General features: G+C 71.0%; 19 protein-coding genes. 7 read left to right on the top strand and 12 right to left on the bottom strand.

Annotated elements, in window-relative coordinates; genetic code table 11:
* The first annotated feature begins 54 nt into the window (after positions 1 to 54).
* Positions 55 to 1,884, top strand: coding sequence for a hypothetical protein (locus AB0H88_RS23345; RefSeq protein ID WP_357647672.1), 1,830 nt, complete (start codon positions 55 to 57; stop codon positions 1,882 to 1,884).
* Here AB0H88_RS23345 and AB0H88_RS23350 read toward each other — a convergent pair.
* The 5 genes from AB0H88_RS23350 to AB0H88_RS23370 are packed head-to-tail and all read right to left on the bottom strand — an operon-like array spanning position 1,842 to position 8,037.
* Positions 1,842 to 3,431, bottom strand: a complete 1,590-nt coding sequence (locus AB0H88_RS23350) for an acyl-CoA synthetase (protein WP_357647674.1) — start codon at positions 3,429 to 3,431, stop codon at positions 1,842 to 1,844. The genes AB0H88_RS23345 and AB0H88_RS23350 overlap by 43 nt on opposite strands.
* Positions 3,431 to 4,579, bottom strand: a complete 1,149-nt coding sequence (locus AB0H88_RS23355; RefSeq protein WP_357647676.1) for a thiolase domain-containing protein — start codon at positions 4,577 to 4,579, stop codon at positions 3,431 to 3,433. Before AB0H88_RS23355 ends, AB0H88_RS23350 begins: the two co-directional genes overlap by 1 nt.
* 2 nt (positions 4,580 to 4,581) lie before the next feature.
* A complete protein-coding gene (locus AB0H88_RS23360) occupies positions 4,582 to 5,601 on the bottom strand; it encodes a thiolase domain-containing protein (RefSeq protein WP_357647678.1) in 1,020 nt (339 codons plus the stop codon).
* Positions 5,601 to 6,497 (bottom strand): OB-fold domain-containing protein, encoded by an 897-nt coding sequence (locus tag AB0H88_RS23365; protein ID WP_357647680.1) that lies wholly within the window; start codon positions 6,495 to 6,497, stop codon positions 5,601 to 5,603. Before AB0H88_RS23365 ends, AB0H88_RS23360 begins: the two co-directional genes overlap by 1 nt.
* Positions 6,487 to 8,037: an acyl-CoA synthetase gene (locus AB0H88_RS23370; protein WP_357647682.1), complete on the bottom strand. Its 1,551-nt coding sequence runs from the start codon at positions 8,035 to 8,037 to the stop codon at positions 6,487 to 6,489. The genes AB0H88_RS23365 and AB0H88_RS23370 overlap by 11 nt, the downstream gene beginning before the upstream one ends.
* 192 nt (positions 8,038 to 8,229) lie before the next feature.
* Between AB0H88_RS23370 and AB0H88_RS23375 the strand changes: the two genes are divergently transcribed.
* The 3 genes from AB0H88_RS23375 to AB0H88_RS23385 are packed head-to-tail and all read left to right on the top strand — an operon-like array spanning position 8,230 to position 9,751.
* Entirely contained in the window at positions 8,230 to 9,039 is an 810-nt protein-coding gene (locus AB0H88_RS23375; protein WP_357647684.1) for a crotonase/enoyl-CoA hydratase family protein, read from the top strand.
* Between the two features lie 39 nt (positions 9,040 to 9,078).
* Positions 9,079 to 9,354, top strand: coding sequence for a type II toxin-antitoxin system prevent-host-death family antitoxin (locus AB0H88_RS23380; RefSeq protein WP_357647686.1), 276 nt, complete (start codon positions 9,079 to 9,081; stop codon positions 9,352 to 9,354).
* 16 nt (positions 9,355 to 9,370) lie between these two features.
* On the top strand, positions 9,371 to 9,751 hold the full coding sequence (locus AB0H88_RS23385) for a type II toxin-antitoxin system VapC family toxin (protein WP_357647688.1): 381 nt from the start codon (positions 9,371 to 9,373) through the stop codon (positions 9,749 to 9,751).
* A gap of 7 nt (positions 9,752 to 9,758) precedes the next feature.
* Here AB0H88_RS23385 and AB0H88_RS23390 read toward each other — a convergent pair whose 3' ends face one another.
* The gene (locus tag AB0H88_RS23390; protein ID WP_357647690.1) at positions 9,759 to 10,865 is read right to left on the bottom strand and encodes a nitronate monooxygenase family protein; all 1,107 of its coding nucleotides are present in this window, start codon (positions 10,863 to 10,865) and stop codon (positions 9,759 to 9,761) included.
* Between the two features lie 136 nt (positions 10,866 to 11,001).
* Complete coding sequence (locus tag AB0H88_RS23395; protein ID WP_357647693.1) at positions 11,002 to 11,919, bottom strand: DUF3068 domain-containing protein; 918 nt, start codon at positions 11,917 to 11,919, stop codon at positions 11,002 to 11,004.
* A gap of 275 nt (positions 11,920 to 12,194) precedes the next feature.
* On the opposite strand from AB0H88_RS23395, the gene AB0H88_RS23400 reads away from it, so the two are divergent.
* Both AB0H88_RS23400 and AB0H88_RS23405 read left to right on the top strand, forming a co-directional pair.
* A complete protein-coding gene (locus tag AB0H88_RS23400; RefSeq protein WP_357647695.1) occupies positions 12,195 to 12,914 on the top strand; it encodes a methyltransferase domain-containing protein in 720 nt (239 codons plus the stop codon).
* Positions 12,911 to 14,083, top strand: coding sequence for an acyltransferase (locus tag AB0H88_RS23405; protein ID WP_357647697.1), 1,173 nt, complete (start codon positions 12,911 to 12,913; stop codon positions 14,081 to 14,083). The genes AB0H88_RS23400 and AB0H88_RS23405 overlap by 4 nt, the downstream gene beginning before the upstream one ends.
* Here the strand turns inward: AB0H88_RS23405 and AB0H88_RS23410 are convergent.
* The 5 genes from AB0H88_RS23410 to AB0H88_RS23430 form a co-directional block, all read right to left on the bottom strand.
* On the bottom strand, positions 14,004 to 18,056 hold the full coding sequence (locus AB0H88_RS23410) for an alpha-(1->3)-arabinofuranosyltransferase family protein (protein WP_357647699.1): 4,053 nt from the start codon (positions 18,054 to 18,056) through the stop codon (positions 14,004 to 14,006). The genes AB0H88_RS23405 and AB0H88_RS23410 overlap by 80 nt on opposite strands.
* A complete protein-coding gene (locus AB0H88_RS23415; protein WP_357647701.1) occupies positions 18,053 to 19,156 on the bottom strand; it encodes a glycosyltransferase family 4 protein in 1,104 nt (367 codons plus the stop codon). Before AB0H88_RS23415 ends, AB0H88_RS23410 begins: the two co-directional genes overlap by 4 nt.
* Positions 19,153 to 19,956 carry a glycosyltransferase gene (locus tag AB0H88_RS23420; RefSeq protein WP_357647703.1) on the bottom strand — a complete coding sequence of 268 codons (804 nt, stop codon included), beginning with the start codon at positions 19,954 to 19,956 and terminating at the stop codon, positions 19,153 to 19,155. The genes AB0H88_RS23415 and AB0H88_RS23420 overlap by 4 nt, the downstream gene beginning before the upstream one ends.
* Before the next feature lie 11 nt (positions 19,957 to 19,967).
* Entirely contained in the window at positions 19,968 to 20,102 is a 135-nt protein-coding gene (locus tag AB0H88_RS23425) for a hypothetical protein (protein WP_263655675.1), read from the bottom strand.
* A gap of 110 nt (positions 20,103 to 20,212) precedes the next feature.
* Positions 20,213 to 21,799, bottom strand: a complete 1,587-nt coding sequence (locus AB0H88_RS23430; RefSeq protein ID WP_357647705.1) for a hypothetical protein — start codon at positions 21,797 to 21,799, stop codon at positions 20,213 to 20,215.
* A gap of 103 nt (positions 21,800 to 21,902) precedes the next feature.
* Between AB0H88_RS23430 and AB0H88_RS23435 the strand changes: the two genes are divergently transcribed.
* The gene (locus AB0H88_RS23435) at positions 21,903 to 23,747 is read left to right on the top strand and encodes a hypothetical protein (RefSeq protein WP_357647707.1); all 1,845 of its coding nucleotides are present in this window, start codon (positions 21,903 to 21,905) and stop codon (positions 23,745 to 23,747) included.
* Positions 23,748 to 23,877: the final 130 nt, after the last annotated feature.

A 23,877-nucleotide genomic window follows, 5' to 3' on the forward strand; every position in this document is an offset into this window, starting at 1 on the left:
GTGGCACCCTCGTCGGGGGACGACACATCGGGACGTAGCGACTAGGCGGGCCCCATGGAAAGGCCACCGCACCGCCTCGGGGTCGAGCGCGTCGTCGAGGTCCACTCTCTGCCGAGCCTCCTGCGGCGCGCCCGCGAACCGCTGCCGCCCGACTGCCCTGACTGGCCGTTGCTGGTGCCGGAGCACGCCGTCGTCCCCTTTCTGGGACGCCACGAGGAGCTGGCGACACTGCGCGGCTGGACCGACTCCCCGGCCCCGCTGTCGATCGCGGTGCTGACGGGCCGGGGCGGCACGGGTAAGACGCGGCTGGCCGGCGAGCTGTGCGTGGAGCTCACCGAGGTCGGCTGGGACGCCGGTTTCCTCACCACCCCTTACCCCTGCGCCACCCGCCTCGACGTACTCCGCCCCACCCTCCTCGCCGTCGACCACCCGGAACCGTGGGCTGGGGCGCTCGGCGAACTCATCGGGCACCTGGCCGGTCGGCGGCTCCGTCACCGGGTCAGGATCCTGCTGCTCACCCGCGAGCCCTCCGGTGTCGGCGGCCTGCCGAAGGAGCTGAACAGCGTCACCGTCCAGCTCGACCGCCGTCCGCTGACGCGCGCCGAGCGGGTCGGGCACGCGGCGGCGGCCATGCGGGCATTCGCGTCACCCCGGGCCGTCCTGCCCGCTCTCGACGATCCTGGGTACGGCAATCCGCTGCACCTGCACCTGGCCGCCTTGATGCGGCTGCGCGGGGACGACGTCGAGGGCGGGGAGTTGCTGAGCCGGTTCCTGATGTACGAGCAGCACCAGTGGATGACGGTGTGGCCCGACGGGCACGAACCGGTGGACGCCGCGACGGCCCGGCAGGCGGTGGCCCTGGTCACGCTCACCACGCCTACCCGCCAGGAGCTGCGGGAACTGCTGTCGGCGGTGCCCGAGGCCCAGACGTACGACCGCAGACTGGCCTTGGGCGACTGGCTGGCCCGCCTCTTCCCGGGCCGGTCTGGTCCACAGGGGAGGCTGGCGCCGCTGGGGCCGGAGGTCGTGGCCGAGCAGTTCCTGGCCGAGACCGAGGACCTGGACGCGCTCGTTCTGGCCGTGCACGACCATCCGGCCAGAACGGCCGGGCACCTCCTGCGGATGCTGGAGGTCCTGCGGCGGTCGAGCGAGCGGCCCGCCGTACGGTCGGCGCTGCGGTCGCTGCTCACGGGCCGGCTCGACGGACTGCTGGAGGAAGCGGCGGCCGAGCCGTCCGCGCGGCTCGGCGACCAGGTCGAGGCCGCACTCCGTCCGCTGCTGGGCGACCCGGATGGTGACGTGGAAGGCGGCATGCTGGTGCGGTGCCTGTGCGTCTACGCCAGGGCGCTGCTCGGGCGGCAGCGGGCCGTCGAGGCGCTGGCGCAGGTCGAGCGGGCCGCCGATCTCTGTGACGAGCTGGACGAGCCGGTCGGCGCGGCCATGACGTACGCGGTCCTGGGCGCGACGCTGGCCGCGCTCCACCGGCCGCACGACGCGCTGGAGGCCATCGCCTGGTCCCAGGCCGAAGCCGCCGCGCTCATGCGCCAGGGCAGGCACGCCGACGCGGTGCGCCCGCTGGGTGAGGCGGTGGCGGTGCTGGAGCGGTTCGCGGCCGGCGATCCGGTCCTCATGGGTCAGCTGGCCAACGGGATGCTCATGCTCGGAGACGCCCTGATCGAGGCGGGGCGATGGCTGGAGGCCGGCGTCGTGCTGCACCGGGGCACCCAGGTGATCGAGGACGATGTGCTCGGCGCCGTGGCCCAGGCCCGGCTCGACGTCTGCCGGGCCGAGCTGAGCCGCCACGAGGAGGCGGAAGAGGCGCGAGCCGCTGAACCCCGGGCTTACGAGCCGCCGGACTCGGCTTGGCGCCGGGCCCACCGGTAGTCGGCCTTGCCCGCCGGTGACCGGACCATCTCGTCCACGAACACGTACGTACGAGGCACCTTGTACCCCGATAACCGCTGCCTGCAGTGCGCGTCCAGTTCGCCCGCCGTCACCTCGACCCCCTCGCGCGCCTCGACCACGGCCGCCACCCGGTTGCCCCACCGCTCGTCCGGTATCCCGGTCACCACCGCGTCGAAGACCGCGTCATGCCCCTTGAGCACCGCTTCCACCTCTTCGGGGAAGACCTTCTCCCCGCCGGTGTTGATGCACTGGGACCCGCGCCCGAAGACGTTCACGGTGCCGTCGGCGTCGACGCTGGCCAGGTCGCCGGTCAGCAGCCATCGGGTGCCGTCGGCGTCGGTGACGACCGTACGGGCGGTCTTCTCCGCGTCGTTGTAGTAGCCGAACGAGATCGGCCCCGACTTGGCCACCGTGCCCAGCTCCCCCGAGCCGGGCTCGACGGGCCGCAGCTTGTCGTCGAGCACGGCGAGGCCGGACGTGGCGTTCGGCTGGTAGCGCAGCCCCGCCTCGGGTGAGGAGCCCGCCACCCCGGAGGCGGTGTAGCCGGACTCCGTGGAGCCGAAGCTGTCGAGGATCATGACGTTGGGCAGGGCCCGCTGCAGCCGGTCGCGGACGGATCCGGTGAGGATGGCCCCGGTCGAGCTGAGCGCGATGAGCGAGGACATGTCGTAGTCGCCGCTCTCCATCGCCTCCGCCAGCGGCCTGGCCATGGCGTCGCCGGTGATGCTCAGCGTGGCCACCTTCTCGCGGGCGATCGTCCGCAGCACCGTGTCGGCGTCGAACCTGCGTACGTAGACCACGGTCGAGCCCATCCACCAGCTGACGAACGTGCCCATCTGCGCGGCCCCGTGCATCAGCGGCGCGGCCGCCATCATCACCATGGGCGGGTCCGCGGCGGCCGCCTGGTCGATCACCGCCTGCGGCGTCGGGAGCGGCGCGCCGTACGGGTTGCCGCCGCCGAAGGCCACGAACAGGTCCTCGACGTGCCACATCGCGCCCTTGGGCATGCCGGTCGTACCGCCGGTGTAGATGATGTAGACGTCCCGCGTGGATCGCGGCTCGAAGCCGCGCGTGGGCACGCCGCGTTCCAGCGCCTCGGTGTACGGCACGGCGGTCGCGACAGACGGCTGGCCGCCGACCGCGATCAGGTGCTCCAGCAGGGGTGCCTCCCCCATGACCGCCGCCACCCGCGGCTCGAACTCCACGTCGTAGATCAGCGCCCGGATGTCGGAGTCCTTATAGAGGTACAGCAGTTCGGCCTCGACGTAGCGGTAGTTGACGTTGATCGGCACCGCCCGGATCTTCAGCGCGGCGAGCATCCCGGCGACGTACTCGATGCTGTTGTACAGGTGGAGCCCGACGTGCTGGCCGGGCTTGATGCCGAGATCCTGGAGGTAGTGGGCGATCCGGTTCGCCTCGGCGTCCAGCTCGGCGAAGGTGCGGCGCTCGTCGTCGCAGACGACGGCCGGCCGGTCGCCGACCGCGTCCGCGATCCCTTCGAACAGGTCGGCGTGGTTGAACTCCATCAGGGCTTCTCCCGTCCGACGATCCACATCGCGAAGAACTGGGCTCCCCCGCCGTACGCGTGGCCGAGCGCCAGCCGGGCGCCGTCCACCTGGTGCTCCCCCGCCATCCCGCGTACCTGGAGCGCGGCCTCGGCGAACCTGATCAGCCCCGACGCCCCGATCGGGTTGCTCGACAGCACCCCGCCGGAGGCGTTCCACGGCGTGTCACCGTCGAGGGCGGTGGCTCCCGATTCGGTGAGCTTCCAGCCCTCGCCTTCTGCCGCGAACCCCAGGTTCTCCAGCCACATCGGCTCGTACCAGGAGAACGGGACGTACACCTCGGCCACGTCGATCTGGCGGCGCGGGTCGGTGACGCCCGCCTGCTGGTACACGTCGGCCGCGCAGTCTTTGCCCGCCTGCGGGCTGACCGTGTCGCGGTCGGCGCGGAAGATCGGCTCGGAGCGCATGGCCGTGCCGTGCAGCCACGCGGGCGTGCCGGTGACCGCCGACTCCGACGACAGGACCATGGCGCAGGCGCCGTCGCTGGACGGGCAGGTGTCCAGGTAGCGGATCGGCTCCCACAGCATCGGCGTCGACTCGACCATCTTCAGGTCGATGCCGGGGATCTTCAGATGGGCGTAGGGGTTCTTGAGCGCGTTCAGCCGGTCCTTGACCGCCACCAGGTGGCCGACGTGCTCGGGCGCGCCGGTCCTGCGGATGTACTCCCTGATGTGCGGCGCGAAGTAGCCACCGGCCCCGACCACCAGCGACGCGCTGAACGGCAGGTGGGTGGACAGGGCCCAGGTGGCATTGGACTCCGACTGCTTCTCGAAGGCCACGACCAGCACCCGGTCGTGCACCCCGCCCTGGACGAGGCTCGCGCCGACCAGTGCCGTGGAGCCGCCGACGCTGCCCGCGGTGTGCACGCGCATCATCGGCTTCCCGGCCGCGCCGAGCGCGTCGGCCAGGTACGCCTCGGGCATCATCACGCCCTCGAACAGGTCGGGGGCCTTGCCGACGACGACCGCGTCGATGTCCTTGAACGTCAGCCCGGCGTCCTCCAGGGCCCGGACGGCCGCCTCGCGCACCAGCCCGGCGATCGACACGTCCCTGCGCTTGGTCGTGTAGTGCGTCTGACCGACGCCGATCACGGCACACCTGTTGCCCATTTTCATGCCTCCAGGACGGTCACAAGGTTGTGCTGCAGGCAGGGGCCGCCGGCGGCGTGGCCGACCGTGCGGGCGGCCGTGCCGTCGTGGATGCGCCGGGCCGCCTCGCCGATGCGGATGAGGCCGGTGGCCATGACCGGATTGGCGGCGAGCGGGCCGCCGGACGGGTTGATCACCGTGCCGTCGGGGAGCTCCAGCGCCCGGCGCAGGATCGGCTCCTCGTGGGCGAACTGCGTGTGCAGCTCCGCCACCTCGACGGGACCCTTGCCGACCCCCGCGGCACGTGCGGCGTCGGCCGCGGAGACCGACAAGGCGAGATCCCGCATACCCAGGTAATGCGGCTCGATGCGATGCGCGATGCCCCTGATGTAGGCGGGTCTGGCGCACAGCTCCCTGGCCAGGTCGCCGGCCGCCAGGACGATCGCCGCCGCGCCGTCCGTGATGGGGGCGACGTCCGACTTCCTGATCGGCTCGACCGCGTACTCGTCGCCGACGTCCTCGGGCAGGTCGAGCGCGTACGGGTTGCTCCGGCCGGCGGCCCGGCTGCGCCGGACGATCTCGTCGAGCTCCTTGCGTTCGGCGCCGGCCGCACTGGCCTGGAGGGCGGCGAAGGAGAGCTGGTCGAGGCCGAGCGGCGCCAGATAGTACGGGTCCAGCTGGAGCGTCATGATCTCGCGCAGGTCGCCGAGTGACGACTTGCCGAAGCCGTACACCAGGGCGGAGTCGATGTCGCCGTGCTGCAGGCGCACCCATGCCTCGTACAGCGCCCAGGCCGCGTCCATCTCCACATGGCTCTCGGAGATCGGCGGCCACGCGCCGAGCGCGTCGAGCGCGGAGACGAACGAGAACGGCGCGCCCGCGAGGTAGTCGCAGCTGCCGGAGCAGGTGAAGCCGAACCGCTTCAGCCCGGTCGACTCCTTGACCTCGTTGATGACGGGCAGGATCAGCTCGGGCTCGCTCAGGCCGCCGTCATGGTCGGTGTGGCGGGTCTGGGCGAACGCGACGACGGCTACCTCACGCATCAGAGCTCCACATCCGGCTCGCCGGTGGGGGCGAACCATCGGACGTTGCGCATCGACTTCGTCCGCTCCCTCTCGGGCACCCATTCGGCCCTGACCCGCATGCCCTGCCGCACCTCGTGCGCCGGGAGGCCGCCGACGAGGGCGATCATCGGGATGTCCGCCCCGTCGAGCAGGATGTAGGCGGAGACGAAGGGCACCTCGGGGGCGCGGGGGTCGGGCAGGTTGTTGATGGCGTACGTGGTGATCGTGCCGGTGTCGGGTAATTCGAGCTGATCGGCGATCGGGCCACCGCAGGCCGGGCAGAAGACGCGGTACGGGACGTACACCTTCTCGCAGGCAGGACACCGGCCGCCGAGGAACACGCCGCGCTCGACGCCCTCCAGGAAGGTCAGCAGCGACCCGCCCACCTGCAGCCGGTAGTCGGCCCGCACGTGGGACACGATCTTCGTGACCTCCGGCGCGAAGTAGGAGATGTCGGTGATGTGACCGGTACGCTCGCTCCGCCAGACCGGCCAGACCCGGCTGCCGATCCGCAGCGCCTTGGCGTTGCCCGCGTCGACGGCGTGCACCAGCGCGGTGTCGGCGCCGTCAAGTTTGATCGTCGCCCAGGCGAACGGCCGGTCGAGCGGGTGGCCGTCGCGCGGCTCGTCCACCCATGCCCACGCGGTCACCGTCCCCGCGGGCCCGACCTCGACGAACTCCTCCGTGACGGCCTCGCCGCTCGCGGGGTCGTACTCCAGCGGCGGCACCAGCACCTTGCCCTCGGCGGTCCGCACGCCGACGATCCGGCCGCCGCGCAACTCGGTCAGGAAGCGCCCGATCACCGGCCCGGTCGTGCGCGCGTAGCCGCCGGGGAACTCCAGTACGTGCTCCGCCACCAGCGGTTCAGATGGCACGGTCGTGTCCCTCCCAGTAAGGTGCGCGGAGTTTGCGTTTGAGCAGCTTGCCGTTGGGCTCGCGGGGCATCTCTTCGATGAAGTCGATCGACCTGGGCCACTTCATCCGGGCCAGGCGGCCTTCCAGCGAGGCGAGGATCTCGGCCGCGAGCTCGGGACCCGGCGCCGAACCCGGCGCGGGCTCGACGATGGCCTTGATCTGCTCGCCCCACTCCTCGTCCGGGATGCCGAACACCGCCACGTCCGCGACCTTGGGGTGGATCATGATCTCGTTCTCGATCTCGGCGGGGTAGATGTTCGCCCCGCCCGAGATGATCATGTCGGCCTTGCGGTCGCACAGGAAGAGGAAGCCGTCCTCGTCCAGGTAGCCGATGTCGCCGACCGTGAAGTAGTCCTTGAGCCGATTCGCGGCGGTCTTGTCGGGGTCGCCCTTGTACTCGAACCCGGTGCCGAGCATCTTCATGTAGATCGTGCCGGGGGTTCCGGTCGGCTGGGGTTCGCCCGCGTCGTCCACGATGAGCAGCTCGCTGATCGGCCAGGCCGAGCCGACCGTGCCCGGGTGCGCCTTCCAGCCCTCCGGCGTGGCCAGGGTGCCGCCGCCCTCGGTGGCCGCGTAGTACTCGTAGACGCAGTCGCCCCACCACTCGAACATCGCCCACTTCACCGGCACCGGGCAGGGGGCGGCCGCGTGGATCATCCACTTGAGCGAGGACAGGTCGTACTTGTGGCGGGTCTCCTCGGGCAGTGCCAGGAGGCGCTTGAAGTGGGTGGGCACCATGTGCGAGTTCGTGACCTGGTACTTCTCGCAGAGCCGGAGCATCTCCTCGGCGTCCCACTTGTCCATGTAGACGAGCGTGTGGCCCATGTGCAGGGCCGTGCCGCCGAACTGGGTGACGGCGGTGTGGTAGTTCGGCGAGGTGATCAGGTGCGCGTTCGGCCGGCCCCGGGTGATGCCGAACAGGCCCGGCAGGAACGACAGCATCTCGGCGGCGTCGTCGGGGTCGAGCCCGTTCAGTGGCCGCCGGACGCCCTTGGGCTTGCCGGTCGTGCCGGAGGTGTAGTGCATGGTCAGCCCGGCCGTACGGTCGGGGGGCGCGGTGTCCGGCTGTCCGTCGGTCAGCTCGCTGATCCGCCGGAATCCCGGAATATCGCCATCCTCTACGGCGAAGCGCCGCTCAGGCGCGATGGCCTCGGCGCCCCTCGCGCCTTCGGCCGCGTACCTGGGGTGCACGAAGAACGCCTGGGCCTCGCTGTCGGCCACGATGTAGGCGATCTCGGGCCCGGTCAGGTGCCAGTTGATCGGCGTGTAGTACCAGCCGGCCTGTAACGCGGCCAGGTAGAGGACGAGCCCGTCCACGCCGTTCGGCACCAGGCCGCAGACGCCGTCTCCCGGCTTCAGCCCGAGCTCGCGCAGGCCGTGCACCAGCTGGTTCGACCGGGCGAGGAGGTCGCCCGCGCGGTGCTCCGTACCGTCTGGGTCCACGCACGCGATCCAGTCCGGATCCGCCTGCGCCAGTCTCCAGAAACCGAGCGTGCCCATCGAAACTCCTCTTCAGGTGGTCCGAGGCCCCGATAAACAAGAACTTGTTCTCGTTTTGCCTGGGCAGCGTATCCCGGCACCGGAGTCGTAGCAAGCGCTTGATCGAGGTCGTGCCGCCATCATCGTCCGCGGGCCCGCCACAGGGTAGGATCGCTGCCTAACAAGCGCTTGATTCGTTACCTGGAGGCGTCCGTGGAGCTCCTGCCGATCAGCACCCCCCACTGCCGGGTCGAACGCGACGGCCACGTCGTCATCGTCACCATGAACCGGCCGGAGGCGCGCAACGCGCTCTCCTCCGACATGCTGATCGGCCTGGCCTCGGCCTGGGCGTACGTGTCGGCCGAGCCGGAGGTCAGGGCCGCCATCCTCACCGGCGCGGAGGGCACTTTCTGCGCCGGCGCCGACCTCAAGGCCATGGGACAACCCTCGACGGACGCCGACGTCCAGGCCCGCGCCGCCCAGATCCCCAACTTCCACTGGAAGGGCCTGCTCCGCGAGGACCTCCCGACCAAGCCGATCGTCTCGGCGGTGGAGGGCTACGCGGTGGCGGGCGGCACCGAACTGCTGGTCGGGACCGACCTGCGGGTGGTGGCGGAGTCGGCCACACTCGGCCTGTTCGAGGCCAAGCGGGCGCTGTTCCCGATGGGCGGCAGCGCGATCCGCCTGCCCCGGCAGATCCCGTACTGCCACGCCATGGACCTGCTGCTCACCGGCCGCTCCGTCACCCCGGCGGAGGCCCTGGCCATGGGCCTGGTCAACCGCGTCGTACCGGACGGGCAGGCGCTGGCGGTGGCGCGGGAGATCGCGGACGACATCGCCGCCTCGGGCCCGCTCGCGGTGCAGGCGATCCTGCGCACGTACCGGGACACGCTGGGCATGCCGGAGCCGGAGGCGCTCAAGGTGTCGGACGAGATCGGCTGGCCGGTCATCGGCTCCCAGGACGCCCGCGAGGGCGCCCGCGCCTTCAAGGAGAAGCGCGCCGCGGTCTACAAGGGCCATTGAGTGTAGCCCCGTGCGCTACACGGAGCTACACTAGGCCTCATGAAGGTCATCACCCAACGGGAGTTTCGCAACAACTCCGCCGCGGTCATGGATCAAGTGGAGTCGGGCGAGGTGTTCCACATCACCCGCAACGGCGTCGAGGTGGCAGAGCTAAGGCCGTTGCCCCGCAAGCGCCGCCTGAGCACAGCGGAACTCGTGGCCAAATACCGAAGACTCCCCCGTGTGGACTACGCCGAAATGCGTGGGGAGGCCGACGAGTTCTTCGGCACCGAGGACCGCATCGACGACGACCCCTGGGAGCGGCGCCGTGCATGAGCGCCACTCTCGCGGAGTGATCGATACGTGCGTCTACATCGACCTCGATGAGCTCCCGTTGGGCGACCTGCCAGACTTTGTCGACATCACGTCGATCACGCTGGCCGAGCTTCATCAGGGCGTGGCGATGGCGAAGAACGATGCGGTCCGGGCCGCCCGCATGGAAAGACTAGGCGCCGCCGTCGTCGATTTCGAGCCACTGCCCTTCGACGCGGACGCGGCAGCCCGCTACGGCACTCTCGTCGCATTGACGATCAACGCGAAGCGCGATCCCCGGTCACGGCGCATGGACCTGATGATCGCCGCTATCGCGTCGAGCCGGGGACTGCCGCTCTACACCCGCAACACAGATGACTTCGTGGGACTCGAAAGCCTGGTGACCATCGTCCCGGTCTGATGACAGGTCAGTCGCCGGTGATGCGGCCGAGCCGTTCCGTGGCCTCCGCGTACTCCTCCATCAGCGAGTACATGACGTCGCGCGTGGACCGGACCTGGTTCATGATGCCGATGATCTGGCCGGCCGGGAAGGTGGCCAGTTCGGCGGCGTCGGAGCGGCCGATGCGGCGCAGGGCGTCCGACACCAGCATGAACTGCAGGGGCATCGGCAGCGTCCCCGGTGACTCCTGCGACTCCCAGGCGTCCGTCCACTCGTTCTTGAGCAGGCGGGCCGGCTTGCCCGTCCAGCTGCGGGAGCGGACGGTGTCGCGGGAGGTGGCCTCCAGGATGCGCCGCTTGGCCATCTCGGGCGTGTCGGCCTCCTCGACCGTGAGCCACAGCGAGCCGGTCCAGACGCCCTCGGCGCCCAGGGCCATGCCTGCGGCCATCTGGCGGCCGTTGCCGATGCCGCCCGCCGCCAGGACCGGTACGTCCACCGCGTCCACCACCTGAGGGATCAGGACCATGGTGGAGATCTCGCCCGTGTGGCCGCCGGCCTCCGTGCCCTGCGCCACCACCACGTCCACGCCCACCTCCACCTGCTTGAGCGCGTGGCGCGGGGTGGAGGCGAGGGCGGCGACCTTGACGCCGTGGGAGTGGGCGAGCTCGACCACGTCCGCGGGCGGCGGGCCGAGCGCGTTGGCCAGCAGGGCGATCGGGTGCCGCAGCGCCGTCTCCACCTGCGGGCGGGCGGTGACGTCCGTCCAGCCGAGCAGCACCTTGCCCGCGTCGGCGTCCGAGGACAGGGGAGGCACGCCGTGGGCGGCCAGGAGGTTCTCGACGAACTGCCGGTGGCCTGCCGGGACCATCGTCTGCAGGCGGCCCACCAGCTCCTCGGGCGCGAAGTCGGCGCCCTCGTAGGAGGCGGGCATGACCACGTCGACGCCGTACGGGTGGCCGTCGACGTGGTCGTCGATCCACTTGAGCTCCATTTCGAGCTCTTCTGGGGTGAAGTAGAGGGCACCGAGAACGCCCATGCCGCCGGCCCGGCTGACCGCGGCGACCACGTCGCGGCAATGGCTGAAGGCGAAGATCGGGAGCTCGATTCCGAACATGTCCGTGACACGTGTCCGCATGGGCCGACAATACGACCGGCGGCGAAGAAACTGCAACGTGTTCTAGTACTAGAACTTTTTGTCGGTCCGACAAACGACCACACAAATGGACAGGGCGCCCGGATCGGTCACGGGCGCCCTGTACCAGCCGTAGGAGTTACTCGCCTTCGCGCCGACGGCGGCCCAGGAGGACCGCGAGGGCCAGCGCGAGCAGCCCGAGCACGAGCAGGACGATCGGGATCGTGGTCTTCAGCAGGGTGATCTGGTTCTTGGCGTCAGTGGCCGTGCGCACCATCTCGGTGATGGTCTGCGGGGTGAACGAGGCGGTGGCGACCAGGGCCTTGGCGCGCTCGACGCCGTCCTGGGTCTTGAGCGTCTCGTTGCGGCGCACTTCCTCCTTGACCGGGGCGCCGCTGTTGGGCTCGACCCAGTAGGTGTCGGTGCCCTCGTACCAGCGGTCGAGCTGGATGTCACCCGACTGGGTCACGCCGAAGAGCGAGCCGGGGGCGGTCAGCGTGGCGACCTTCGTGGCCGGCACGATCTGCTGGAACTTGTACACCGGCAGCCCGTTGACGGTGTCCTCACCGACGAAGGTCGTGTCGAACGCCTTCTTGGCCGTCTGGTTGAAGACCTTGTACGTCTTCTTCTCCACGCCGAACGGGAACAGGTAGATCTGCCCCTCCAGCTTCACCGGCTCCTTGTTGACGCTGACCCCGCAGCAGTTGACGCCCACGCCGGTGCGCCGGTCGAAGGCGCTGCGGCGCTCCGAGAGGCTGATCTGCGGCTTGCTGTTGGTGACGTCGTCCACCACGGTGAACTCGTCCCAGACCACCCGGTTGTCCGTGGCCTCTTTGACGTCGCCACGGGTGGTGACGAGCATGCTGAGGTCCGCGGTCAGCACCTTGCCGTCGGCGATGGAGAAGTATTGGGCTCCCGGGGCCTGCAGCTTGGTGACGCTGTACTGGGCCGCCGGGGCTGCGATGATCTTGTCCGCCGCCCAGAAGCGGATCATCCCCGCCAGGACGACCAGGAAGGCGCCGACGGCGACGAGAACGAGGACAGGTGTGCGTCGCATTCTGGGATCCTCCTGGCGGTCGAGGGATACGAAGGCCCGTTACTTGTCCCCCCGGACAACAGATCGCGGGCGTGACCAACCCGCGACATGATCGCTACTGGAAAGTAGCATTCGATCACAGATCGCTGCAGCTACATCCGCATAACGAATCGGAACAGGTTCTACGATGAAGCCGGTCCGAGCGGGATGTTATCGCGCCTGTCCCGCAGCGGTATCGCCTCCGCCAGAGCTTCGTTCTATTGTGGGAGCCCGTCAAGTATCCGGGAGCCGCGAACATGCGCGCCGATCTGGCCAGATCCATCCGCCTGTTCCGCGCGTTCAGGTCCGAGCAGACCACGCCGAGCGACTACTACACCACGCTCGCCGCCGACACCGCCGCGCAGCTGCGGCATTACATCGCGTTGAGTGGCAAGACGGTGCTCGACGTGGGGGGCGGGCCGGGATACTTCGCCGACGCCTTCAGGCGTGACGGCGCCCGCTGCCTGTGCGTGGACGTCGACGCCGGTGAGCTGGCCGGGCAGGGCGCGCCCAGCGGCGGTGTGCTCGGCAGCGCGCTCGACCTGCCGCTCGCCGACGCCTCCTTCGACGTGTGCTTCTCGTCCAACGTCCTGGAACACGTTCCAGACCCGTGGCGCATGGCGGCCGAGATGACGCGCGTCACCCGGCCCGGCGGCCTGATCTTCCTCGCGTACACGAACTGGCTCTCCCCCTGGGGCGGCCACGAGACCTCGCCCTGGCACTACCTGGGGGGCGACCGGGCCGCGCGGAAATATGAGGATAAAAACGGGAAGCCGCCCAAAAATCGTTACGGCCAGAGCCTCTATCCGGTCTCGGTGGCCGACGGTCTGCGCTGGGCGCGGACCCGTACGGACGCCGACCTGGTCGACGTGCTGCCCCGCTACCTGCCCTGGTGGTGGCGGCCGATGCTGAAGGTGCCGATCGTCAGGGAGTTCGCCACGTGGAATCTGGTCCTCGTGCTCAGGAAGCGCCCGTGAAGGAGCAACCGGCGGGCAGGGACGCCGCGCTGGACGGCATCCGCGCCCTGGCCGCGCTCGGCGTCTGGGTGCTGCACGTCGGTGGCAACACCGGCATCATCTACCGCGAGGGCATGTTCGCCTGGATGACCACCAGGCTGGGCATCGCCGTGCCGATCTTCTTCCTGCTGTCGGGCCTGCTGCTCTACCGCCCGTGGGCCCGCGCGGTCATCGAGGACACGCCGGGCCCCCGGCCGGGACGCTACCTGTGGCGCCGCCTGGTCCGCGTCATGCCCGCCTACTGGCTGGTCACGGCGCTGGCCCTGTGGGCGTGGAGCTCGCTCGACTGGACCGGCTGGGTGAAGTGGCTGTTCCTGCTGCAGAACTACACCGAGCAGAACCGCGCCCCCGACGGCCTCTACCAGATGTGGACGATGCCGATCGAGATGGCGTTCTACCTGGTGCTCCCGGTGCTCGCCTGGGCCCTGAACGTCTGGGCCCTGCACGCCTGGGCGCGCGGCGGCGACCGGCCGGTCAGGCTGCTCGCGGGCATCGCCGTGCTGCCGGTGGTCTCGCTGGCCAGCGTGGTCGTCTCGCACGTCTTCGACCAGCCGCAGCTGGCGCTCTGGCTGCCGCATCACCTGATCTACTTCGCCGCCGGCATGGCCATGGCCGTCCTGTCGGTGTGGATCAAGCAGAGCGAGGTCGTGGACGCGCTCGCGCCCCAGCTGCTGGTGCTGGCGCTGCTGCTGTACGCGGTGCTGAGCACCGAGCTGGCCGGGCCGCGCACGCTCACCCTGCCCACGCTGTCGCAGTCGCTGTGGCGGATGATCCTGGAGACGTCCGTGGCCGTCCTGGTGGTCGCGCCGTTCGCGCTCGCCTCCCGGCACGACTCACTGAGGCACCGCGTGCTGGGCAACCCGGTCACGGCGTACCTGGGCCGCATCTCCTACAGCTTCTTCCTGTGGCACGCCCCGGTGATCACCTTGTACTACAAGATCACCGGCGACCAGCCGTTCACCGGCGACTTCGTCAAGGTCGCGATCCTGACCTTCATCGCCTCGCTCCTGGTCAGCGCCACCAGCTACCACCTGGTCGAGGAGAGCGCGCTCAGGCTGGCCGGGCGCCGGCCAGCTCCTGTTCCGCCGCCGCCGGCTCCGGCTGAGCCGCCGGTGGTTCCGGCTCCGTGACCAGCTGCCCGAAGAGCACGCCCATGGCCGCGCAGGCGATGAGCTGGGGCACCTGGTCCATCAGCAGCCCGACGTCCACCCCGTAGTCGCGCAGCGCCATGGCCGCCGCCAGCGCCGCCGTGGCCCCGCCGAACAGCCAACCGGCCACCCAGTGCACGGCCACCGCCCGCCGTACGCGCAGCAGCAGCACCGCCACGACGGCGGCCAGGACCGCGAGCATGCCGGGCCAGTCCGCGACCCAGCCGCCGAACGCCAGCCCCAGCACGATCACGTACGGCACCCGCCAACGCGACAGCCGTGAATCGGCGGCGGCAGCGGTCGCCATGACGTGTTCGGGGCGCGGCCCGCGCGACACCAGGGCGAGCAGCGTGAGCAGCGCGATCCCGGCCAGCCCCACGGCGAGCGCGAGCCAGTAGGGCCGGTCGGGCAGGTACTCCATGCGCACGGTCCCCGCCGTGCCGGCGGGCAGCTCCCAGGCCTGCTTCCAGCCGTCGATCCGGACCGGCCGTAGCGCCTTGCCGTCGAGCTCGGCGCGCCAGCCCGCGTTGAAGTTCTCGTTGACGACGAGGAAGGCGTCCTTCGGCGCCGTCACCCGCGCCTCGCGCACCGACGACGACCACGTACTCGGGACCGCCGCGCCCTCCACGGCCGGCGGCTCGGCGGGGAGCGCGCCGATCACCAGGTTCTCCACCGCGAAGGGGTCCCAGCCGGCCGCCCTGACCCGGTTGTCGCCGGCCGCCAGCGCGGCCCTGGCGCAGCCGGTGAACTTCACCGGCCGCTGTTCGAGCAGGTCGGCGAAGGTGCCGGACACCTTGGTCGCCACGGTCGCGCCGTTGACCTGCAGACTCGGTCCCTGTCCACAGGGCAGCCGGAACGGCACGCCCTCCGGCCGGCTGGCCGGCGCGACGCCGGGAATCACCAGCTCGGTGACCTGCAGCCGCTTGGAGGCGGGATAGAAGCGCAGCTTGAGCCGGGTCGTGGCGAGGGGCTTGAACGTCAGGTAGCCGTACGCGTCCACCCGGCCGCTGCGGACGGCGCCCTTGTCACCGGTCACGGCCACGTCGAGCGGCTGCCTGTCACCGCCGGGCCGGGCGATCTGGATCCGCGACAGGACCCGCTTGGCCCGCCAGCCGAGCGTGAGCGTGGGCTCGGGGTCGTCGGCGGCCGGGAGCCAGGTGGTGGCCGCGTCGGCGTCGAACGCCGACCTCGGCGCGACCACCGCGTCTTTCGTCGCCTGCGAGGAGCCGGTCACCGTGGTCAGATCCCCGCCCAGCCGGGTGAAGCGGTCGACGAGCTTGGCGTCACGCAGGACGGCGGAGCCGCGTACCGCAACCTTCCGCCCCGCTTTAACGGTAAAAGTCCGGTCGAATCCGGCGCCTTCTTCGCCCGGTCTGGCCAGCAGCGGGTTGCAGATCCAGCGGCTCTGGTTCCGCATGCACCAGGGGCGGGAGTCGAGCCCCCGGTCCATGACGAAGGCGTCGCCGCCCTCGCCGGGCAGCCGGATCGTCCGGCCCGGCAGGATGCCGGGGATCGTGAGCTCGGTGATGCCCACTCGCTGCACGAAGCTCCAGTTCCTGTTGTACGTGGCCAGGATCTTGACGCGCAGCCAGCTGGTCGCACCGGGCGGGACGCGCAGCCACTGCGGGCTGTTGGTCTGCTGGACGTCCTGCTCGATCCGGCCGCCCTCGCTCTCCACGGCCACGCGCTTGACCGACTGCCCGAGCAGCACGTTGTTGGTGAACGTCGCCTGGAAGCGGGGGATCACCCGCGGGTTGGGCAGGTCCACGCGCAGCCATTCGCCCTGGGGCCGGTGCCAGCCACCGCTCTCCCAGCCGGTCTCGTAGTCGCCGTCCATGGCGGCCCACGGGCTGCGCCCCGTGGCGCTGAGGCCGGGCACCGCCTCGGCGTCGGCCACCGAGGAGGAGGCGGTGATGCTGGAGATGCCGTCGTACTCGGCGGTGGCGGTGTCGCGCAGCCAGCCGTCTTCGAGCAGGTCGAGCGTCTTGACCCCGGAGAAGTCGTCGCGCCTGTCGGCCGTCAGCGTGGGCGTCCAGTTCGACCGGATCTCACCGAACTGCCGCTCGCGCAGCCGCAGCGCGTCGCTGGCCACGACCGGCGCCTCGCGCTTGCCCGCGTCGTCGTTCACCAGCACCGGACCGTCGCCGAGCAGCCCGAGATCGCCCATCGCGAGCAGCGAGTCCGGGCCGCCGCGCACCTGTACGGCATCGCCCGCCGACTGCACGCTGAGCAGGTCGGAGCTGCCCGACACCTCGTAGACCTCCAGCGCGGGGAACGGCCAGTCCACCGACTCGATCACGTCGTCCGTGACGGTGTCGCCGACCTCCCCGCCGAACGAGCGCACCTTCGTGATGCCCGGCGACTCGCGGAGCGCCTCGTAGACCCTGGACGGCCAGGCGCCCTGGAGGTTCGCCCGCATGAGGTCGTTCCTGACGACCAGGTAGCGCACGCCCATCCTGCGCAGCACGTCGGTCAGCCCCGCCGAGCCGTAGCCGGCCGTGAGCCGCTGGTCGATGACGTCGAGCAGCCGGGTCAGGCCCACCGAGCCGGCCGCCGCGACCTGCCGGGTGGTCCAGCGGGCGGTGAACAGCGGCTGCATGGGATCGTCCATCGGTCGGCCCCAGAGGTATTCGCCGAACTTGGCGCCGGGCACGACCAGCACGCCGTCGTCTCCGGCGTTCTCGTTCACCCAGGCCGCCGCCTGCTTCCAGTAAAGCGGCACCTCCTTGAAGTCGCCGGGAGCGCTCAGCCCCTGGTTGAAGACGGGGAGTACGAGTCCGGCCAAGGCCACCAGGGCCACCGAGCGCAGCCGCAGCCGGGCCCCGGTCAGCAGGTGCGCCAGGCCGAAGGCGAGCGGCAGCCGTACCAGTGGATCGAACTTCCGCAGATTGCGCAGCGGCGCTAGCGGCCCGTCCAGCAGCCAGCGCACGGGCTCGGCGACCACCGGCTCCAGCGCGCTCACGTGCCCGGCGACCAGCGCGGCCACGCCCACGACGAACAGCACGAGCAGGAAGCCCTTCGCGGGCAGGTCGCGCCGGGCCAGTCCGGCCAGGCCGAGCGCGGCCAGCAGGCCGGTGATCGCGACCAGCACGGCGGAGGTGGCGATCGCGTAGCCGGCGGGCTGGTCGGTGACGCCGCCGACGGTCAGGTAGCGCACCCAGTCGGAGGCGCCGCGCAGCACGTTCGTCAGCGAGGTGACCTGCGTGGTCGTCGAGGCCGTCTCGGTGTAGGGCAGGAAGGAGAAGGCGTAGCGGCCCACGAGCAGCAGCGGCAGCCACCAGAACAGGGTGGCCACGGCGACCGCGCCCGTCCACCAGCCGAGCATCCGCCAGCGGGGCACCGGGGCGGGCCGGGTCAGGATGTAGAGCACGGGGGCGATGAGCACGGCCAGCACCGCGACCGCGTTCACTCCGCCGCACAGCGCCACGGCCAGCCCTGACCTGACCGCCGCCCTGGCCCGCTGGCCCGTCTCCGAGGCGGTGAGCAGCGGGATCAGGATCCACGGCAGCATCGCGGCGGGCAGCCACTCGATCGAGATCTCGCCGATGATCGACAGCGCGCGCGGCGCCAGCGCGTACGCCAGCGCGGCGACGATCCGGGTGCCCGGCGTGCCGACGCCGAGCTGCCTGCCCAGCCGCTCCACGCCGAGGAAGGCCACGCACAGCAGTAGCGTCAGCCAGAGCCGCTGGGTCACCCAGGGCGCCAGGTTGACCAGGTCACCGAGCGCGAAGAACGGGCCCATCGGGAACAGGTAGCCGGCCACCTGGTTCTGCAGCTGGCCGAAGTGCTGCGGGTCCCAGAGGTGGGCGGCGCGCTCCAGCCAGCCGATCGGGTTGAGGGCCAGGTCGAGCTTGGTGTCGGAGATGATGCTGCCCGGCTTGGTGGTGAACGTCAGCACGGCGAAGCCCAGGCAGCACAGCGCCAGCCAGAGCCTGTGCCGGACCCTGTCGATCACGGCTCCTCCCAGCCGGGTCCCGTCGTACGGCCATGCACCAGCGCGGCCAGCTGTTCCGCGCTCCGGTCCCAGCAAAACTTCCCCGCCCATTCCCGACATTTCATGCGATAGGTGTCGTTGAGTTCGTCGAGGGCCGCGGCGATGCCCTTGGCCAGGCCGGTGCTCCCGACGCCCTCGGGCACCAGCCAGCCCGTCTCGCCGTGGCGTACCGCGTCCCTGAGGCCGTCCACGTCGTACGCGACGGTCGGCACCCCCAGCGCGGCGGCCTCCAGCACGCACAGCCCCCAGCCCTCGCCCTGCGAGGCGTTGACCTGCAGCCAGGCGGCGGCGATCAGCCGCTCCTTCTCGTCCTCGGGCAGGTAGCCGTGCATGGTGACGCCCTCCGGGAGCCGGGCGCGCAGCCGCGCCTCCTCCGGACCCCTGCCGATCACGTCCACGGTGAGGTCCGGCCACTGCTTCCTGAGCCGGTCCACCGCGTCGAGCAGCAGGTCGACGCGCTTGTGCGCGACCAGCCTGCCGACACAGACCAGCCGCGGCGTCCGGCTTCTGGGGAAGTCTCTGTCGGTGGAGACGTTCACCCCGTTGGGCACGATGTGGATGGGGCCGACCCAGCCGAGCCGCTCGCGCATGGCGCTCACGGTCGAGGGCGAGACGGCCACGCTGTCGCGCCCCTTGTACGTCCACCGCGACGCGGGCCCCTCCAGGAACCGCCCGACCACCGCCAGCCACCGGGGCAGGTGCACGTCGAACTGCCGGTCGTGCACGTGATGGACGACGCACATGACCTTGGTACGGCGAGGCAGCACCAGCGGCGTGAAGAACGGGATGCCGTTCTGGCAGTCGAGCACCGCGTCGAACACGCCCCGGCGGAACACCAACCAGACCAGGACCAGGGGGTAGACGGTGAACGGCCCGCCCATGCGGGCCAGCCGTACCCCCTCGACGGTCTCCTTCCTGCGCTGGCCCGGCGCCCGCGCCGTGACGAAGCACACCTGGTCGCCGGCCCGCGCGAAGCGGCGGGCCATCTCCCAGGCATACGTCTCGGCGCCACCGGCGGCCGGGTGCCACGGATCACGCCAGTTGACGACGGCGACGTTCACGGAGATCCGACGGGGTCGAGCGGCTGCTCCCACCTCGGAGTGACACCAGGGCTCGGCACGGCGCGCAGTCGAAGCCAGATCCGGCCCAGCTCCAGCAGGATGCCGACGCTGTGCCTGGCCGGGGAGAAGCGGGAGCCGGGCATGTCCCGCCAGTTGACGGGGATCTCCAGCACCGTCGAGCCGAACGCGACGCAGCGGGCCAGCAGTTCGACGTCGAAGGCGAAGCCGTAGGTACGCAGCCCGTCGACGGCCTCGCGGACCAGCGCGCCGTCGAAGAACTTGAAGCCGCACTGCGTGTCGCTCACGCCGCGCACCAGCACGCGGGCCAGCGCGCGGAAGCCGACGGCGCCCAGCTCGCGCACCCGGCTGTGCCGGTTCTCGACGTCGGAGAAGGCGTGCGCCCGCGAGCCCACGACCACGCGCTCACCGGAGAGCAGCAGGCCGAAGGCGACATCGATGGCGGCCAGGTCGGTGGCCATGTCGGCGTCGCAGAACCCCACGAAGGGAGCGCTTGTATCGAGCAACCCCGCGCGGACGGCGGCACCCTTGCCGGGAGTCGCGCACTCGACGAGCCGAACCGGAACCGGCCCCCGCGGCCAGGTTCTGACGATCTCAGCGGTGCTGTCCGTGCTGTTGTTGTCGACGACGATGACAGCGGTCGGGAACGGCATGCGGGCAAGCTTCGCGCACAGCTGCAGGAGCCCCCCCGGGAGTCGAAGTTCCTCGTTGAAGGCGGGAACGACGATCTCGAGCAGTGGTGGTCGGCTCGTCCTCTCGTCCCCTTGGGGGGAGGGCGGCATGACGGCTCGGACTACCGGTCGCCGTAGTTGTAGAGCGGGCGGTTGACGGGCGTCGCGGTGGCCCCGGTGAAGGACACGGTGGTGACCGTCGCGACGAGCGCGGCGACGGCGACACCGATGATCGCTGCTAAGAGGATCTTGATCACGGGGGGTTCCTCCTCGAGCGGCTAATGAGCGGGCGTCCCAAACTTAGAACCAATTCTTGCTACTCGGAAGTAGCTCTACGAAATCTTAATAAATCCGCTGATCAGTGGACCTAGTGTTGTAAAAAAGGTACAAACCGCCGGTCGGTTCGGTACAGTTTCAGATCATCTGTGTCCACTAGCAGGCTCGCTCCGCTGAGCCAGCCCGCGAACCGCTGCCGCTCCCCGGGCGTGCCCGCGTCGACCACGACGTACCGGAAACCCGCTGCGGCGAGGTCTGGCGAGGGGCCTACTAGTACGCGTTCTAGCTTGCGCACCCTCGTGTCCTCGGCTTGGACGACCATGTTGCCGACGCGTACCGAGTCGTTGGCGACCACCTCCCGCCCCGGCACGGCGAAGTAGCGCTGCGCCGGGTCGAGCACCGCCCGGTCCCCGTTCCACGGGAACCTCCGGTAGGACTCGAACGGCAGCACCAGCACGTCCCCCGGCTCCGGATCGCGCCGCATCACCTCACGGGCCTGGCTCCAGCTCTCCGGATAGCTCACGGCCCGCAGCGCCCCCGCCCCGCCCCAGGCCAGGGTCGGCAGCACGGCCACGGGCACCAACACCATGAGGCCCACCCACCGCACGGCCTTCTCCTCTCCTCTCAGGGCCTCTCTTGGCAGGGCCTCTCTTGGCAGGGCCTCTCTTGTCAGGGCCTCTCTTGTCAGGGCGCCCAGCCCGACCGCGGCCAGCAGAGCCAGCGGTGCCACGAACTGCTGGGCGTCCCTGAACACCGCGAACCCGCCCCACACCCCGACCAGCCACCTGAACACCGCGCGCCCCGGCTCGATCACCCCCAGGCAGGCGATCCCGAACCCGATGACCGCCGCCGCGCCCAGCCCTCTCGGCCGATCCTTCATCAGGACGAACCCCACGATCCCCGCCACGACCAGCGCCAGCCTGGCCACCGAGCCCACCGCGCTCTCGTACCCGGCCGGGACGGCATTGGCGTTCCAGATCCCGCCCAGCGACAGCAGGCTGCCCACCGCCCCGAACGGCCCGTCCGCCCTGGCCGCGAACGCGTCCACGCCCACCGGATCCCCGCTCAGCCCGCCCGGCCGCAGCAGCGCGAGCAGCAGCCACGGCAGGCTGACGGCCAGCAGCACCGCGCCCACCCGGACCCGCCGGCCCGCGACGGGCAGCGCCGTGAGGGCCGTGACGGTCATGGCCGCGAACCCCCCGACGGCGGCGGGCAGCACCGCGAGCAGCAGCCCGCGCCGGGCCAGGACCGCGCGCACCACCCACGGCAGCCCCGCGTACCCCAGCAGCAACGCCCACTGCCCCATCAGCAGCCGCTCGGCCACGTACGGGTTCCACACGTAGTACGCCCCGGCCACCAGCCGAGCCCCGAGCAGGCCCGCGGGCACGAGCAGCGCGGCACCCGAGCAGCCCAGCACGAAGATCCCCAGCAGGATCGCCTTCTGCACCAGCTCGGCCGGGACGACGGTGGCCAGCGCGGTGACCACGGCGTCACTGGGCACCACCCGCGGCGCCCCGCCGGCCAGCCCGAACGTGAAGCGCGAGAAAACCGGGTCCGGCACGAAGACCATGTCCTGCACCAGGATGAAACCCCAGCCCAGAGCGGGTCCGAGGGCGAGGCAGCCGAGGACGAGCCCAAGCACGGCCGACAGCGGTCCGGCTCGGGTCGTGTACGGCATCCCGCTATGACATCACAACCGAACAACGGCCATTCCCCGTAAATCACCCAATGACTACGCTTCCCGCTGGAGGGGGCCTTGCGGGGGGCCTGGAGGGGGCGGGGTGGCGACGAGCGAGACGACGGCGGGGGCCCGTCATTGGCTGCGCGGCGGGGACGCCGTGATGGCCACCGCCCTGGCGATGATCGCCGTCCAGCTCGTCTGGAAGTCCGGCCTCGTCCGGCGTACGTACTTCCGCCAGGACGACTTCACCTTCATCGCCCGCGGCCTGGAGCACGACCTGACGTGGGACTACCTCATGCGGGTCGACTACGGCCACCTGGTCCCCGGCCCGTTCGCGATCCAGTGGGCGATGGGCCGCCTGGGCGTCTACAACGACGTCCTCGCGCACGTCGTGACGGTCACCCTGCTGGGCGCGGCGGGCCTGGCCCTGCTGCGGCTGCTGCGCCTGCTGTTCGGGGCGCGGCCGGCCATCCTGGTGCCGCTGGCGTTCTACCTGCTGACGCCGATGACGATCTCCTCGCTGTCGTGGTGGGCGGTGGTGATCGAGACGCTGCCGTTCCAGATCGCGCTGCCGATGGCGCTGTGCTCGCACGTCCTCTACACCAGGACGGGCCGCTTCAGGCACGCGCTGGCCGCGGCGGGCTGGACGCTGTTCGCGATGGCGTTCTTCGTCAAGGCGCCGTTCATCCTGCTGCTGGCCGTCGCGCTGAGCGTGGGTTGGCTGGGCTGGACCTGGCGGCGTCAGTGGCCGGCCCTGCTGCTGTACGCGGGCCTGCTCGCCGGCTACGCGGCCGTCTTCTTCCGCCAGCTTCTCACCTCCGTGCAGCTCACCAACGACACCATCCAGCCCAGCCTGCCGGACGCGGGGCTCGCGGCGAAGTTCGCCTGGACGCTGCTGTCCAGCTCACTGGTCCCGACGTCGCTGGGCGGGCCCTGGCAGTGGCGCCCGATCGGCGAGGACTACGCGGCCGCCGGGACGCCGCCCGCGCTGGTCTGGGCCGGGCTCGGCGTCGCGGTGGTCGTGCTGGCGGTCTCGGTGTTCTTCCGGCGGCGGGCCTGGCTGGCGTGGCTGGTGCTGTTCGCCTACTTCGCGCTGGCCGACGTGGTGCCCGTCATGATCGGCCGGATCCAGCAGCTCGGGCCGGACCTGAGCGGGGCCGAGCTGCGCTACGTGTCGTCCACGGCCACGGTCGTGGCGATCGCCATCGGCCTGGCGTTCATCCCGCTCACCGGCGAGGAACGCCCCTGGCTGCGCGTCTGGCCGCGCCTCAGGTTCGCCTGGCTCCCGCTGGCCGCCGCGGTCGCGCTCGGCTCGGTCTGGTCGGTCGCGGCCTACGCCCGCCTGCCGTTCGGCGCGGACGTCAAGAGCTACGTCGAGACCGGCCGGCTGGCGCTCAAGCGCGCCCCGGACCGCGCGGTCGTGCTGGACACGCACGTGCCCGCCAAGGTGGTCTACCCGATCTTCTTCTACGACTACGCGCTGGCCTCGAAGGTGCTCGGCCCGATCGCGTCGCACCCGGTGACCTGGACCAGACGGCTCAGCGGCCCGGTACGCAACCCGCTGACCTTCGATCCGCAGGGCCGCCTGCGCCCGGTGAGCATCGACGGGCTGACGATCCCCCAGCCCGCCGGCTGCCGGCCGGTCGGTGCGCGCGAGGTCCGCTTCCGGCTGCCGGCGCGGCTGCCCGAGGGCGAGTGGACGGTCCAGGTCGGCTACCTCAACCCGGCCGCCACCCGGTTGTCGGTACGGCTCGGCGCCGGTCAGGACGAGGTGGCCGCGGAGAAGGGGTTCGGCTGGACATTCGCCGCGGTCAAGGGCGGCGGGAGCGAGCTCGTCATCCGTACAGCGGACGGCCCGGACGCCTGCCTCGGCGAGATCAAGATCGGCATCCCGAGACCGTGGGCCGACGGGACGCCGAGCCCGCTCCAGCCGGTCACCCCGTAAGGCCCACGCCGGCCCGCTACGCGTCCGCCCGCTCCACACCCGCCCGTTTCAGGGCCCGGCGCCCATGGGGGGCCGGGCTCGTGCCCGTGGGGGGCCGGGCTCGTGCCCGTGGAGGGCCGGGCCCCCGAGC

Origin of the sequence: Nonomuraea sp. NPDC050680 (assembly GCF_040654555.1) — a bacterium.
Lineage (GTDB): Bacteria > Actinomycetota > Actinomycetes > Streptosporangiales > Streptosporangiaceae > Nonomuraea.

What these genes read in the sequence shown, in the direction of transcription:
- AB0H88_RS23345 (WP_357647672.1), top strand. Translation starts at nt 55, where the DNA reads ATGGAAAGGCCACCGCACCGCCTCGGGGTCGAGCGCGTCGTCGAGGTC.
- AB0H88_RS23350 (WP_357647674.1), bottom strand. Translation starts at nt 3,431, where the DNA reads ATGGAGTTCAACCACGCCGACCTGTTCGAAGGGATCGCGGACGCGGTC.
- AB0H88_RS23355 (WP_357647676.1), bottom strand. Translation starts at nt 4,579, where the DNA reads ATGGGCAACAGGTGTGCCGTGATCGGCGTCGGTCAGACGCACTACACG.
- AB0H88_RS23360 (WP_357647678.1), bottom strand. Translation starts at nt 5,601, where the DNA reads ATGCGTGAGGTAGCCGTCGTCGCGTTCGCCCAGACCCGCCACACCGAC.
- AB0H88_RS23370 (WP_357647682.1), bottom strand. Translation starts at nt 8,037, where the DNA reads ATGGGCACGCTCGGTTTCTGGAGACTGGCGCAGGCGGATCCGGACTGG.
- AB0H88_RS23380 (WP_357647686.1), top strand. Translation starts at nt 9,079, where the DNA reads ATGAAGGTCATCACCCAACGGGAGTTTCGCAACAACTCCGCCGCGGTC.
- AB0H88_RS23390 (WP_357647690.1), bottom strand. Translation starts at nt 10,865, where the DNA reads ATGCGGACACGTGTCACGGACATGTTCGGAATCGAGCTCCCGATCTTC.
- AB0H88_RS23395 (WP_357647693.1), bottom strand. Translation starts at nt 11,919, where the DNA reads ATGCGACGCACACCTGTCCTCGTTCTCGTCGCCGTCGGCGCCTTCCTG.
- AB0H88_RS23400 (WP_357647695.1), top strand. Translation starts at nt 12,195, where the DNA reads ATGCGCGCCGATCTGGCCAGATCCATCCGCCTGTTCCGCGCGTTCAGG.
- AB0H88_RS23420 (WP_357647703.1), bottom strand. Translation starts at nt 19,956, where the DNA reads ATGCCGCCCTCCCCCCAAGGGGACGAGAGGACGAGCCGACCACCACTG.
- AB0H88_RS23430 (WP_357647705.1), bottom strand. Translation starts at nt 21,799, where the DNA reads ATGCCGTACACGACCCGAGCCGGACCGCTGTCGGCCGTGCTTGGGCTC.